This window comes from Pseudomonas sp. GL_090 (genome assembly GCF_057837765.1).
On the sequence record NZ_CM174452.1, the window covers coordinates 2,041,209 to 2,054,830 of the forward strand.

The following is a 13,622-nucleotide window of genomic DNA, read 5'->3' on the forward strand; positions in this document are numbered from 1 at the left end:
TTAAACTGCTAAAGTGCCGCCCGTTATTACTTAAGAGGATTGTTCCAATGGCGACTAACCGTTCCCAGCGTCTGCGCAAAAAACTGTGCGTCGATGAATTTCAAGAGCTGGGTTTCGAACTGAACCTGGATTTCAAAGAAGATTTGGCTGATGAGGCCATTGATGCTTTCCTCGACGCGTTCCTCAAAGAAGCCATGGAAGCCAACGGTCTGGGTTATGTTGGCGGCGACGACTACGGTCTGGTTTGCCTGCAGAAGCGTGGCTCGGTCAGCGCTGAACAGCGCGCTGCCGTTGAAGCCTGGCTCAAAGGCCGCACCGAGCTGACCAGCGTTGAAGTCAGCCCGCTGCTGGACGTCTGGTACCCGGAAAAGCCGATCAATCCGGTAGCTTGATGTTCTAAAAAAACGGCGACCCGAGGGTCGCCGTTTTTTTTCTTTTTTTTGTAGGAGCGAGCTTGCTCGCGATGAACCTGAGAGCACCGCGGGGTGTCATGTTCCCAGCGTTATCGTTGACGACCATCGCGAGCAGGCTCGCTCCCACAGTTCAGAATCACCAGGGTCGCCACCCCCGCAACAATCCCCCAGAACGCCGAACCGATGGAAAACAGCGTCAGCCCCGACGCCGTGACCATGAAGGTGATCAGCGCCGCCTCACGTTCTTTCACTTCGCTCATGGCGATGCTCAAACCGTTGATGATCGAGCCGAACAGCGCCAGCGCCGCAATCGACAGCACCAGTTCCTTGGGCAGCGCGGCAAACAATGCCGCGAGCGTCGCGCCGAACACGCCGGCAATCCCATAGAAAATCCCGCACCAGACCGCCGCGGTGTAACGCTTGTTGCGATCCTCATGGGCGTGCGGTCCGGTACAGATCGCTGCGCTGATCGCCGCCAGGTTGATCCCGTGCGAGCCGAACGGCGCCAGCAGCAAACTGGCGATGCCGGTAGTGGTGATCAGCGGCGAGGCGGGCACCGTGTAGCCATCGGCGCGCAATACGGCGATGCCGGGCATGTTTTGTGAGGTCATGGCGACGACAAACAGCGGGATGCCGATGCTGATGGTCGCGGCCAGGGAGAAGTGTGGCGTGGTCCAGACCGGCGTGGCCACTTCCAGGTGGAAACCGCTGAAGTCCAGCAGTCCCATGAAGCCTGACAATGTCGTGCCGATCAGCAATGCCGCCAGCACCGCATAGCGCGGCGACAGGCGCTTGACCAGCAGATAAGTGACGAACATCCCCAGTACCAGGGCGGTGCGGTGTTGCGCCGCGACGAAAATCTCGCTGCCGATCTTGAACAGGATCCCCGCCAGCAGGGCGGCGGCCAGGGATGCCGGGATTTTTTTCACCAGCCGCTCGAAGCTGCCGGTCAGCCCGCAAATCGTCACCAGCACCGCGCAGGTAATATAGGCACCAATGGCTTCTCCGTAGCTCACGCCGCCCAGGCTGGTGATCAGCAGCGCGGCGCCGGGGGTCGACCAGGCAATGGTGATCGGCGTGCGATAGCGCAGGGACAGGCCGATGGAGCACACCGCCATGCCGATCGAGATGGCCCAGATCCACGAAGAAATCTGCCCGCTGCTCAGGCCCGCCGCTTGCCCGGCCTGGAACATCAGCACCAGGGAGCTGGTGTAGCCGGTCATCATGGCGATGAACCCGGCGACGATGGCCGAGGGCGAGGTGTCGGCCAACGGGCGGATTTGCGTGTGGGTGGCGTCGTTCATGACGGTGGCGTTCCTTTTACAGATGAAGATGTCCGCAGCAACACTCAACCCAGTGGTTACAAAGGCGGATTCTGCGAACAAGCCTAAACTCAAAAGTAATCAGGCGTTGCAATACAGCCGAGGCAACATTCAGCCGTACAGTCGTGTTGCCACCTTCCATTGTGTACAATTGCAGTGTTTTTTACGCGATACTTGCCAGCGACCCACTGTGCCGTATTACAGTCGCGGTCAATTCGCCGCAGTTCTTCCGACTCGAGTGCCCATGAACGAACAGTTGCAACCCCTAAAGAAACAACCGCGCGCAGGCAAAGCCGGCCGCAGCGGTACCCAGGACGATATTGTCTACGCGCATATCTTCGAGGCCATCCTCGAGCAGCGTCTGGCGCCCGGCACCAAGTTGAGCGAAGAAGCGCTGGGGGAAATTTTCGGGGTCAGCCGCACCATCATTCGCCGCGCCTTGTCGCGCCTGGCCCATGAAGGCGTGGTGTTGCTGCGTCCGAATCGCGGCGCCGTGGTCGCAAGCCCAAGCGTCGAAGAGGCCCGTCAGGTGTTCATGGCCCGTCGTCTGGTGGAGCGTGCGATCACCGAACTGGCCGTTCAACACGCAACCGCCGAGCAGATTGCCGAATTGCGCCAGATGGTCAACGACGAACGTGACAGCTTCTCCCGTGGCGATCGTGGTGCCGGTATCCGCCTGTCGGGTGAATTCCACCTGAAACTGGCCGAAGCTGCGAAAAACGCCCCGCTGATCAGCTTCCAGCGCAGCCTGGTGTCCCAGACGTCGCTGATCATCGCCCAGTACGAAAGCGGCAACCGTTCCCATTGCTCCTACGACGAGCACACCCAGTTGATCGACGCCATCGAGAAGCGCGACTGCGAGCTGGCGGTGAACCTGATGATGCATCACATGGATCACATCGACAGCAAGCTCAATCTCGACGAAGAAAGTGCTTCGGATGATCTGCATGCGGTGTTCTCGCATTTGCTGCAGACCAAGAAGCCTGGGCGCTCGCCGGCGAAAATCTAACACCGCCCCCTGTAGGAGCGAGCCTGCTCGCGATGGTCGTTAACGATTACGCGTAAAGCCTGGCACCCCCGTGGCGCCCTCAGGTTCATCGCGAGCAGGCTCGCTCCTACAAAGGGCATAAAAAATCCCCCGGATCTGACGATTGCGGGGGATTTTTTTATGCCTGAGGAAATTTAGCGCTGATGCACCAGATTCCCCGCCGCATAGGTCTGCTGCACCGTCCGGTCATCCCCCAGGGTCATCAACACAAACAACGTCTCGGCAATGTTGTTGGCCTGCTTCAGGCGATAGCCCAGCAGCGGCGTGGCGTTGTAGTCCAGCACCAGGAAGTCGGCGTCCGTGCCCGGTTGCAGGGTGCCGATCTTGTCCTCAAGGCGCAGTGCGCGGGCGCCGCCGAGGGTGGCCAGGTACAGCGACTTGAACGGGCTCAGGCGCGCACCTTGCAGCTGCATGACCTTGTAGGCTTCGTTGAGGGTTTGCAGCAGTGAGAAACTGGTGCCGCCGCCCACATCGGTACCGATGCCGACATTCAGGTTGTGCTTCTCGGCCATCGGCAGGTTGAACAGGCCGCTGCCGAGGAAGAAGTTCGAGGTCGGGCAGAACGAGATGGCCGAACCGGTTTGCGCCAGTCGAGCGCACTCGTCATCGCACAGGTGCACACCGTGGGCGAACACTGAGCGCTCGCCGAGCAACTGGTAGTGGTCGTAGACGTCCAGGTAACCCTTGCGCTCCGGGAACAGCGCCTTGACCCACTCGATTTCCTTGAGGTTTTCGCTGATGTGGGTCTGCATGTACAGATCCGGGTATTCCGTCAGCAATTGGCCGGCCAGGGTCAGCTGTTCCGGGGTGCTGGTCGGTGCGAAGCGTGGAGTGACCGCGTAGTGCAGGCGACCCTTGCCGTGCCAGCGCTCGATCAGTGCCTTGCTTTCGACGTAGCTGGATTCGGCGGTGTCGGTCAGGTAGTCCGGGGCGTTGCGGTCCATCATCACCTTGCCGGCGATCATCCGCAGGTCGAGCTGTTCGGCGGCTTCGAAGAACGAGTTCACCGATTGTGGGTGCACACTGCCGAATACCAGCGCCGTGGTGGTGCCGTTGCGCAGCAGTTCCTTGATGAAAATGTCCGCGACCTGGTCGGCGTGGGCCTTGTCGGCGAACTGGCTTTCACACGGGAAGGTGTAGGTGTTGAGCCAGTCCAGCAATTGCTCGCCATAGGCGCCGACCATGCCGGTTTGCGGCAAATGGATGTGGGTGTCGATGAAGCCGGGGGTGATCAGTGCATCCTGATAGTGGGTGATCTCGATGTCGGCCGGCAGGGTCGGCAGCAGTTCGCTGGCGTGGCCCAGGGCACTGATCTGGCCGTTTTCCACAACCAGCAAGCCGTCTTCGAAATACTCGTAGGAGGCTTCGATGCCCACGACGGCTGGGTCGGCGATGCTGTGCAGGATGGCGGCGCGGTAGGCTTTGCGAGTCAGAGGCATGAGGGTTCTCAATGGGAGGCTTGGCTGCGGCGTGACGCAGGCAGCAGTTTGGCAATCGATCCGGCGCTGGCGGTGTGCTGACCGAAGTTCGCGTTATAGGTGGCGATGATTTCGCCGGCGATGGAGATGGCGATTTCCACAGGCAACTTGCCTTTGACTTCGCCGATACCCATCGGGCAGCGCATGCGTTGCACGACGCTGTTGTCGAAACCGCGGTCGCGCAGGCGATGTTCGAACTTCACCCGTTTGGTCTTCGAACCGATCAGGCCGAAGTAGGCGAAGTCGTTGCGCTTGAGGATCGCAGCGGTCAGTTCGAGGTCGAGTTGATGGTTGTGGGTCATCACGATGCAGTAACTGCCAGCGGGCAGGTCGTCGATTTCGTCTACCGGTTCTTCGCTGACGATCTTGCGTACGCCATGGGGGACCTGCTCGGGGAATTCATCTTCGCGCGAGTCGATCCAGCGCACCCGGCAGGGCAGGCTGGCCAGCAGTGGCACCAGGGCGCGGCCGACGTGGCCGGCACCGAACACGGCGATCTGCGCCTGCACCTGGCCCATCGGTTCGAACAACAATACCGTGGCGCCACCGCAGCATTGGCCAAGGCTGGCACCGAGGCTGAAACGCTCCAGATGGGTGTCCTGCTTGCCGCTGGCGAGCATCTCGCGGGCGATCTTCATGGCCTTGTATTCCAGGTGCCCGCCACCGATGGTGTCGAAGCTCTGGTTCGCGCTGATGACCATCTTCGAGCCAGCGTTGCGCGGCGTCGAGCCGAGCTCTTCGATGATGGTCACCAGCACGCAGGGCTCACCGCGGTTTTGCAGGTCGGCGAGGGCGTCGATCCAGTTGTACATAAACACCTCAACATCTCTGTTGTCTGTTCCGGCCTCTTCGCGAGCAGGGCTCACTCCTACATTTGAAATGCATTCCCCTGTAGGAGTGAGCCTGCTCGCGATAGGCGCACCTCGGTTTTAGAGCGAAGCCAACTCGGTCTCAGCCTCGACAGCTTTCGCCGCCTTCAGCTGACGCATCTGCTCACAGCCCCACAACACTCGCTCCGGGGTCGCCGGGGCGTCGATTTTCGGTTGATGTTTGTAGTCGCCCAGGCTCGCCACGGCGTCCTTGATCGCACACCACGAGGCGATGCCGAGCATGAACGGCGGCTCGCCCACGGCCTTGGAATGGAACACCGTGTCTTCCGGGTTCTTGCGGTTCTCCACCAGCTTGACCCGCAGGTCCAGCGGCATGTCCGCCACGGCCGGGATCTTGTAGCTGGCCGGGCCGTTGGTCATCAGCTTGCCCTTGTTGTTCCACACCAGTTCTTCCATGGTCAGCCAGCCCATGCCCTGGATGAAACCGCCCTCGACCTGACCGATGTCGATGGCCGGGTTCAGCGAGGCGCCGACGTCGTGGAGGATGTCGGTGCGCAGCATCTTGTATTCGCCGGTCAGGGTGTCGACCAGCACTTCGCAGCACGCCGCGCCAAAGGCGAAGTAGTAGAACGGACGGCCGCGCGCCTGGCTGCGGTCGTAATAAATTTTCGGGGTCTTGTAGAAGCCTGTGCTCGACAGCGACACCTGGGCGAAGTACGCCTGCTGGATCAGCGCTTCGAAGGTCAGGATGTGATCGCGGATTCGCACGTGGCCGTTGTGGAATTCCACGTCTTCTTCGCTGACCTTGTACTGGCGAGCCGCGAATTCCACCAGGCGTTGCTTGATGGTTTCGGCGGCGTTCTGCGCGGCCTTGCCGTTCAGGTCGGCACCGCTGGAAGCGGCGGTCGGCGAGGTGTTCGGCACTTTGTCGGTGTTGGTGGCGGTGATCTGCACGCGGTCCATTTCCACCTGGAACACTTCGGCCACGACCTGCGCGACTTTGGTGTTCAGGCCCTGGCCCATTTCGGTGCCACCGTGGTTCAAGTGGATGCTGCCGTCGGTGTAGACGTGCACCAGCGCGCCGGCCTGGTTGAGGAAGCTGGCGGTGAAGGATATACCGAATTTCACCGGGGTCAGCGCCAGGCCTTTTTTCAGGATCGGGCTGTTGGCGTTGTAGCGACGGATCGCTTCGCGACGTTCGGCGTACTGGCTGCTTTCTTCCAGTTCCGCGGTCATCTCTTCGAGCATGTTGTGCTCGACGGTCTGGTAGTAATGGGTGACGTTGCGCTCGGTCTTGCCGTAGTAGTTGGCCTTGCGCACAGCCAAAGGATCCAGGGCCAGATGGCGGGAGATGGCGTCCATCACTTCTTCGATGGCGACCATGCCTTGCGGGCCGCCGAAACCACGGTAGGCGGTGTTCGACGCGGTGTTGGTCTTGCAGCGGTGACCGTTGATGGTCGCATCGCCCAGGTAGTACGAGTTGTCCGAGTGGAACATCGCGCGGTCGACGATCGACGCCGACAGGTCAGGGGAGCACCCGCAGTTGCCAGCCAGTTCCAGATTGATGCCGTGCAGGCGGCCGGTGCTGTCGAAGCCCACGTCGTACTCGACATAGAACGGGTGACGCTTGCCGGTCATCAGCATGTCTTCGACCCGTGGCAGACGCATCTTGGTCGGCTGGCCGGTGAGGTGCGCGATCACTGCGCACAGGCACGCCGGGCTGGCTGCCTGGGTTTCCTTGCCGCCAAAACCGCCGCCCATGCGACGCATGTCGACGACGATCTTGTTCATCGACACGTCCAGCACTTCGGCCACCAGTTTCTGCACTTCGGTGGGGTTCTGCGTGGAGCAGTAGACGATCATGCCGCCGTCTTCGGTCGGCATCACCGAAGAGATCTGGGTTTCCAGGTAGAAGTGTTCCTGGCCGCCGATGTGCAGCGTGCCCTGGATGCGATGTTCGGCGGTGGCCAGCGCCGTGGCCGAATCGCCGCGCTGATGGGTGTGGCTTTCGAGGACGAAGTGGCGCTTGCGCAGGGCTTCGACCACGTCCAGCACAGGTTCCAGGTCTTCGTATTCGATGATCGCGGCCATGGCCGCCTTGCGCGCGGTTTCCAGGTCTTTCGCCGCCACGGCGATCACCGGTTGACCGACGAACTGCACGGTATCGATGGCCAGCAGCGGATCGCCCGGCAGCAACGGACCGATGTCTTTCAGGCCCGGCACGTCTTCGTGGGTGATGGCGATACGCACGCCTTCGAAGGCGTAGCAGGGCGAGGTGTCGATGCTGATGATCCGCGCGTGGGCACGGTCGGACATGCGCGCATAAACGTGCAACTGGTTCGGAAACTCCAGGCGATCGTCGATGTATTGCGCTTCACCGGCCACATGCTTGGCGGCGCTGTCGTGCTTGACGCTGCGGCCGACACCGGTGGTCAGGTCCTTGGCAAACAGTTCAGCCAATTCGGCTTGGGTCTTCTCTACGGCGTGATGATTAGACATAAGCGGTCACCCGAGTCTCGATGTGCGGTGTTTGCAGTTCGATGAAGTATTTGCGCAGCAGGTTCTGCGCGCTGAGCAGGCGATATTCCTTGCTGGCGCGGAAGTCCGAGAGCGGCGTGAAATCTTCGGCCAGGGCAGCGCAGGCGCGTTCAACGGTGGCGTTGTTGAACGGCGCACCGAGCAATGCGGCTTCGCAGGCGGCGGCGCGTTTCGGGATGGCGGCCATGCCGCCGAAGGCGACACGGGCTTCAGCCACTACGCCGTTTTCCAGGCGAATGTTGAAGGCGGCGCAGACGGCCGAGATGTCGTCGTCCAGGCGCTTGGAAACCTTGTAGGCGCGGAACAGTTTTTCGACGCTGGCGCGGGGCACGATGATCTTCTCGATGAACTCGCTTTCCTGGCGCGCCGTGACGCGGTAATCGATGAAGTAGTCTTCCAGCGCCAGGGTGCGGCGGGTTTCGCCTTTGCACAGCACGATCTGCGCGCCGAGGGCGATCAGCAGGGGCGGCGAGTCACCAATCGGCGAGGCGTTGCCGATGTTGCCGCCAAGGGTGCCCTGGTTGCGGATCTGCAAGGAGGCGAAGCGGTGCAGCAATTCACCGAAGTCCGGGTACTCGGCGTTCAAGGCTTCGTAGCAATCGGACAGGGCCGTGGCGGCGCCGATTTCCAGACGGTCGTCAAAACGGTCGATGCGCTTCATTTCGGCGACGTTGCCGACGTAGATCATCACTGGCAGGGTGCGGTGGAACTGCGTGACTTCCAGTGCCAGGTCGGTACCGCCGGCCAGCAGGCGGGCCTGTGGATAAGCGTCATAGAGATCGGCCAGGTCGGCCACGGTCAGCGGCACCAGGCAGCGTTTGTCGCCGCTGTTGAGTTCGCCGATATCGGTCGGGGCAATGGCTTTGAGGCGCGCGATGGTGTCGGCTTCGCGAGCGTCGAACTGGTCCGGCTGCTTGGCGCAGCAGGATTGCTCGGCGGCTTCCAGGATCGGCCGGTAGCCGGTGCAACGGCAGAGGTTGCCGGCCAGTGCTTCGTGGGCCTTGGCATGATCCGGTGCATCACTGTTCTTTTGCAGGGCAAACAGCGACATCACGAAGCCGGGGGTGCAGAAACCGCATTGTGAGCCGTGGCACTCGACCATGGCTTTCTGCACGCTGTGCAGTTCACCCTTGTGCTTGAGGTCTTCAACGCTGATCAGTTGTTTGCCGTGCAGGGACGACACGAAGGTCAGGCACGAGTTGAGGCTGCGATAGCGAATGTGTTCGCGGCCGTCGTCATCGGTCTGCAATTCGCCGACCACCACGGTGCAGGCGCCACAGTCACCGCTGGCGCAGCCTTCTTTGGTGCCGGGTTTGCCCACATGGTCGCGCAGATAATTGAGCACGGTCAGGTTCGGGTCCAGGGCGTGCTCGCTACGGAGTTCCTGGTTTAGTAAAAACTGGATCACGGAAGGCCTCGCAGACTCATTATTGTTGTTAACCGATAGGAACTGAATTTAGCAGGTCTGACTTTTCGGTCAATGATTTTCTGACTTAAAGGTCAGGAAATTGCAATTTGTCGATTAACCACCTGTTCCTTAATTATTGTCGTTGCTTCGATAGCCTGCCTTTTTGCTTGAATTTGCTTGAATCGTGCCAAAAACCTCCGGGCGGGCACTCCGCCATGGTGCAGCAATTGCGCTACACTGCGCCGCTTGTACAGATCAAAGAGTTTGAAGGACAACCATGACGTTCAAGGCGCCGGACAGCCTCGCCGAGCAAATCGCTCACCACCTCGCCGAACGCATCATTCGCGGTGAAATGAAGCCCGGGGAGCGCATCCAGGAACAGAAGGTCACGCTGGCCCTCAATGTCAGCCGTGGTTCGGTCCGCGAGGCCTTGCTGATCCTCGAGCGTCGGCACTTGATCGCTATTCTGCCGCGACGGGGAGCCCACGTTACCGAGCTCACGCCGCATAAGGTCCAGAGCCTGTGCACGCTGATGAGTGAACTCTATATTCTGCTCGGTAACTCCGTGGCCAGCGGCTGGAAAACCCAGGCCGACATGGCGCCGTTCGTGCAGATCCAGCAACGCCTGACGGCCAGCTTTGAGCGTCAGGACATCCGCACGTTCGTCGACGACAGCTTCAATGTGATGCGCGCCGCGTACCCATTCGCCAACAATCCGTACTTGCAGGAAACAGTCGAGAATCTGCAGCCGGCCATGAGCCGTGCGTATTTCCTCGCGCTGGACCTGCGCAAAGCGTCGATGAGCGAATTCCTCGAGCTGTTCGAACGCTTGCTCGCTGCCGTGCTGGCCCGTGACTTTGCACAGATTCGCGTGGTGCTGACGGCTTACGCCCAGCGCAGTTGCGATCTGGTGATCTCCGCCCTGACGGACGCCTGATCTTGCGGCTCAAGTGCATCAAGCTGGCGGGGTTCAAGTCCTTCGTCGATCCGACCACGGTGAACTTCCCCAGTAACATGGCGGCGGTGGTCGGGCCCAATGGCTGCGGCAAGTCGAACATCATCGACGCCGTGCGCTGGGTGATGGGCGAGAGTTCGGCGAAGAACCTGCGCGGCGAATCGATGACCGACGTCATCTTCAACGGCTCGACCAGCCGCAAGCCAGTGAGCCAGGCGAGCATCGAACTGGTGTTCGATAACTCCGACGGCACCTTGCTCGGGGAATACGCCGCCTACGCGGAAATCTCCATTCGCCGCAAAGTGACCCGCGACAGCCAGACCACCTATTACCTCAACGGCACTAAATGCCGGCGCCGCGACATCACCGACATCTTCCTCGGCACCGGTCTTGGCCCGCGCAGCTACTCGATCATCGAGCAGGGGATGATTTCCAAGCTGATCGAGTCCAAGCCCGAGGACCTGCGCAACTTCATCGAAGAAGCCGCGGGCATCTCCAAGTACAAGGAGCGCCGGCGCGAGACGGAAAACCGCATCCGCCGCACCCACGAAAACCTTGAGCGCCTGACCGACCTGCGCGAAGAGCTTGAGCGTCAGCTCGAACGCTTGCACCGCCAGGCCGAGGCCGCCAAAAAGTATCAGGAATTCAAGGGCGAGGAGCGTCAGCTCAAGGCCCAGCTGTCGGCCCTGCGCTGGCAGGCGCTGAACGATCAGGTCGGCCAGCGTGAAGCGATCATCGGTAACCAGGAAGTTTCTTTCGAAGCCCTGGTGGCCGAGCAGCGCAACGCCGATGCGAGCATCGAGCGCCTGCGTGACGGGCATCATGACCTGTCGGAGCGCTTCAACCTGGTGCAGGGGCGCTTCTATTCGGTCGGCGGCGACATTGCCCGGGTCGAGCAGAGCATCCAGCACGGCCAGCAGCGTTTGCGCCAGTTGCAGGATGACCTGAAAGAAGCCGAGCGCGCACGCCTGGAAACCGAATCGCATTTGGGGCACGACCGCACGCTGCTGCTGACCCTTGGCGAAGAGCTGAACATGCTCACCCCGGAGCAGGAAGTCACCAGCGCCGCCGCCGAAGAGGCCGCTGCCGCGCTGGAAGAATCCGAAACCACCATGCACGGTTGGCAAGAGCAGTGGGATACGTTCAATCTCACCGCCGCCGAGCCGCGTCGTCAGGCCGAAGTGCAGCAGTCGCGGATCCAGCAGCTGGAAACCAGCCTGGAGCGCCTGGCCGATCGCCAGAAGCGTCTTGGCGAAGAGCGCGCCTTGCTCTCGGCGGACCCGGAAGACGCGGCGATCATGGAACTCAGCGAGCAGCTCGCCGAATCCGAAGCAACGCTCGAGGATTTGCAGACCAGCGAAGAAGCGCAGGTCGAAAAGCTCGAGCAGTTGCGTCAGGAACTGCAGCAGGCGCTGACCGCGCAGCAGCAGGCCCAGGGCGATTTGCAGCGCCTCAACGGTCGGCTGGCTTCGCTCGAAGCCTTGCAGCAAGCGGCGCTCGATCCGGGTACCGGTACCGCCGAATGGCTGCGCGAACAGAATCTTGCGAATCGCCCGCGCCTGGCCGAAGGCCTGAAGGTTGAGGCCGGTTGGGAGCTGGCCGTGGAAACCGTGCTCGGCGCCGACCTGCAAGCGGTGCTGGTGGACGATTTCAACGATTTCGATCTGTCGGGTTTTGCCCAGGGCGACTTGCGTTTGCTCAGTCCGTCCAGCGATGGCGTACGGATACCGGGCAGCCTGCTGGACAAGGTCGAGGCGCAGCTCGATCTGTCGCCATGGCTGGGGCAGGTCAAGCCGGTCGATAGCCTCGAACAGGCCTTGGCCCTGCGGGCTCAATTGGCTGCCGGGCAGAGCCTGATCAGCCGTGACGGTTATTGGGTCGGCCGGCATTTTCTGCGGGTGCGTCGGGCCAGTGAAGCGGAAAGCGGCGTACTGGCCCGCGGCCAGGAAATCCAGCAACTGGGCCTGGAGCGCGAAGAGCGTGAAGCCGCTGTCGAAACCCTGGAAACCCGACTGCAGAATCTCCGGGCGCAGCAGCGTCAGCAGGAAAACGGTCGCGAACATTTGCGCCGTTTGCTGCAGGACGAAGCGCGTCAACAAGGTGAATTGAAGGCTCAATTGTCCGCCGGCAAAGCCAAGGCCGAACAATTGACCCTGCGCCGTACCCGTCTCGACGAAGAGCTTATCGAGCTCGATGAGCAGCGAGCGTTGGAGCACGAAAACATCGGCGAAGCGCGCCTGCAATTGCAGGAAGCCCTCGACAGCATGGCGCTGGACACCGAGCAGCGTGAGTTGCTGCTGGCCCAGCGCGACAGCCTGCGTGAACGTCTGGACCGGGTGCGTCAGGAAGCGCGGCAACACAAGGATCACGCCCATCAGTTGGCGGTGCGTCTGGGCTCGCTCAAGGCGCAGCATGATTCGACACGCCAGGCGCTGGAGCGTCTGGAGATGCAGTCCGAGCGCCTGACCGAAAAGCGCGAGCAATTGAGCCTCAATCTGGAGGAGGGCGAAGCACCGCTGGAAGAGCTGCGCCTGAAACTCGAGGAGTTGCTCGACAAGCGCATGACCGTCGACGAAGAGCTCAAGACCGCGCAGATCGCCCTCGAAGACGCCGACCGCGAACTGCGCGACGCCGAGAAGCGCCGCAGCCAGGCCGAACAGCAATCCCAGTTGATTCGCAGCCAGCTCGAAACCCAGCGCATGGAATGGCAAGCCCTGACCGTGCGCCGCAAGACCTTGCAGGACCAATTGCTGGAAGACGGCTACGATCTCCACGGCGTACTCGCGACCTTGACGGCCGAGGCCAGCGAGAAGGATGCCGAGGAAGAGCTCGAGCGCATCGCCGCCAGGATCCAGCGCCTGGGCGCGATCAACCTGGCGGCCATCGATGAGTACCAGCAACAATCGGAGCGTAAGCGTTATCTGGATGCCCAGAACGACGATCTGGTGGAAGCCCTTGAAACCCTTGAGAACGTGATTCGCAAGATCGACAAGGAAACCCGCAACCGTTTCAAGGATACCTTTGATCAGATCAATGGCGGTTTACAGGCGCTTTTCCCAAAAGTTTTCGGTGGTGGCCGCGCATATTTGGAACTGACGGGCGAAGATTTACTCGATACAGGGGTAACAATCATGGCGCAGCCGCCAGGAAAGAAGAACAGCACCATCCATTTGCTCTCCGGCGGCGAAAAAGCCCTGACCGCATTGGCCCTGGTTTTTGCGATCTTCAAATTGAACCCGGCGCCGTTCTGCATGCTCGATGAGGTTGACGCGCCACTGGATGACGCTAACGTTGGACGCTACGCGCGATTGGTAAAAGAGATGTCACAGACAGTGCAGTTCATCTATATCACCCACAACAAGATCGCCATGGAAATGGCTGAACAACTGATGGGTGTGACGATGCACGAACCCGGTTGTTCACGTCTGGTGGCGGTGGATGTCGAGGAGGCGATGGCGATGGTGGATGCCTGAGTCGTGGTTGTAGGAGGAATGTTTGCGGTCTGTAGGACTCTTTTCCTGCCTTCGACTTGCTGGCCAATCGACATATTCGCGCTAGCCAAGGTGGTAGACGGTGTAAAGTTGCCTTTGGTCGTGCTAGTTTAATGTCAATTTTTCGTATACGTGGGCA

At 60.9% G+C, this 13,622-nt stretch carries 9 protein-coding genes and 1 pseudogene; 4 read left to right on the forward strand and 6 right to left on the reverse strand.

What is annotated here, in order from left to right; translation table 11 throughout:
* Nucleotides 1–47: 47 nt before the first annotated feature.
* Entirely contained in the window at nucleotides 48–392 is a 345-nt protein-coding gene (locus AC3ITA_RS09125; protein WP_007971486.1) for a YggL family protein, read from the forward strand.
* A 49-nt stretch (nucleotides 393–441) separates the two neighbouring features.
* On the opposite strand, the pseudogene AC3ITA_RS09130 reads toward AC3ITA_RS09125, so the two are convergent.
* Both AC3ITA_RS09130 and AC3ITA_RS09135 read right to left on the reverse strand, forming a co-directional pair.
* Nucleotides 442–519: pseudogene (locus AC3ITA_RS09130) on the reverse strand (outer membrane lipoprotein carrier protein LolA); the annotation flags it as partial.
* A complete protein-coding gene (locus AC3ITA_RS09135; protein ID WP_150671831.1) occupies nucleotides 503–1,717 on the reverse strand; it encodes a benzoate/H(+) symporter BenE family transporter in 1,215 nt (404 codons plus the stop codon). The pseudogene AC3ITA_RS09130 and the gene AC3ITA_RS09135, both read right to left, overlap by 17 nt.
* A gap of 262 nt (nucleotides 1,718–1,979) precedes the next feature.
* Between AC3ITA_RS09135 and AC3ITA_RS09140 the strand changes: the two genes are divergently transcribed.
* Nucleotides 1,980–2,744 (forward strand): GntR family transcriptional regulator, encoded by a 765-nt coding sequence (locus AC3ITA_RS09140; protein ID WP_095943266.1) that lies wholly within the window; start codon nucleotides 1,980–1,982, stop codon nucleotides 2,742–2,744.
* 173 nt (nucleotides 2,745–2,917) lie between these two features.
* Here AC3ITA_RS09140 and guaD read toward each other — a convergent pair whose 3' ends face one another.
* From guaD to xdhA, 4 genes are all read right to left on the reverse strand, one after another.
* Nucleotides 2,918–4,222, reverse strand: a complete 1,305-nt coding sequence (guaD, locus tag AC3ITA_RS09145) for a guanine deaminase (protein WP_095943267.1) — start codon at nucleotides 4,220–4,222, stop codon at nucleotides 2,918–2,920.
* A gap of 8 nt (nucleotides 4,223–4,230) precedes the next feature.
* Nucleotides 4,231–5,073: a xanthine dehydrogenase accessory protein XdhC gene (gene xdhC, locus AC3ITA_RS09150; RefSeq protein WP_414927931.1), complete on the reverse strand. Its 843-nt coding sequence runs from the start codon at nucleotides 5,071–5,073 to the stop codon at nucleotides 4,231–4,233.
* A gap of 117 nt (nucleotides 5,074–5,190) precedes the next feature.
* Entirely contained in the window at nucleotides 5,191–7,590 is a 2,400-nt protein-coding gene (gene xdhB / locus AC3ITA_RS09155) for a xanthine dehydrogenase molybdopterin binding subunit (protein ID WP_489280056.1), read from the reverse strand.
* Nucleotides 7,583–9,037 carry a xanthine dehydrogenase small subunit gene (gene xdhA, locus AC3ITA_RS09160; protein ID WP_150671829.1) on the reverse strand — a complete coding sequence of 485 codons (1,455 nt, stop codon included), beginning with the start codon at nucleotides 9,035–9,037 and terminating at the stop codon, nucleotides 7,583–7,585. Before xdhA ends, xdhB begins: the two co-directional genes overlap by 8 nt.
* A 277-nt stretch (nucleotides 9,038–9,314) precedes the next feature.
* Between xdhA and AC3ITA_RS09165 the strand changes: the two genes are divergently transcribed.
* Complete coding sequence (locus tag AC3ITA_RS09165) at nucleotides 9,315–9,974, forward strand: GntR family transcriptional regulator (RefSeq protein WP_095943271.1); 660 nt, start codon at nucleotides 9,315–9,317, stop codon at nucleotides 9,972–9,974.
* 2 nt (nucleotides 9,975–9,976) lie between these two features.
* Nucleotides 9,977–13,465, forward strand: a complete 3,489-nt coding sequence (gene smc, locus AC3ITA_RS09170) for a chromosome segregation protein SMC (RefSeq protein WP_489280058.1) — start codon at nucleotides 9,977–9,979, stop codon at nucleotides 13,463–13,465.
* Nucleotides 13,466–13,622: the final 157 nt, after the last annotated feature.

Coding starts and splice junctions, on each gene's coding strand:
- xdhB (WP_489280056.1), bottom strand. CDS start 7,590: ATGTCTAATCATCACGCCGTAGAGAAGACCCAAGCCGAATTGGCTGAA.
- guaD (WP_095943267.1), bottom strand. CDS start 4,222: ATGCCTCTGACTCGCAAAGCCTACCGCGCCGCCATCCTGCACAGCATC.
- AC3ITA_RS09135 (WP_150671831.1), bottom strand. CDS start 1,717: ATGAACGACGCCACCCACACGCAAATCCGCCCGTTGGCCGACACCTCG.
- AC3ITA_RS09165 (WP_095943271.1), top strand. CDS start 9,315: ATGACGTTCAAGGCGCCGGACAGCCTCGCCGAGCAAATCGCTCACCAC.
- AC3ITA_RS09140 (WP_095943266.1), top strand. CDS start 1,980: ATGAACGAACAGTTGCAACCCCTAAAGAAACAACCGCGCGCAGGCAAA.
- xdhC (WP_414927931.1), bottom strand. CDS start 5,073: ATGTACAACTGGATCGACGCCCTCGCCGACCTGCAAAACCGCGGTGAG.
- AC3ITA_RS09125 (WP_007971486.1), top strand. CDS start 48: ATGGCGACTAACCGTTCCCAGCGTCTGCGCAAAAAACTGTGCGTCGAT.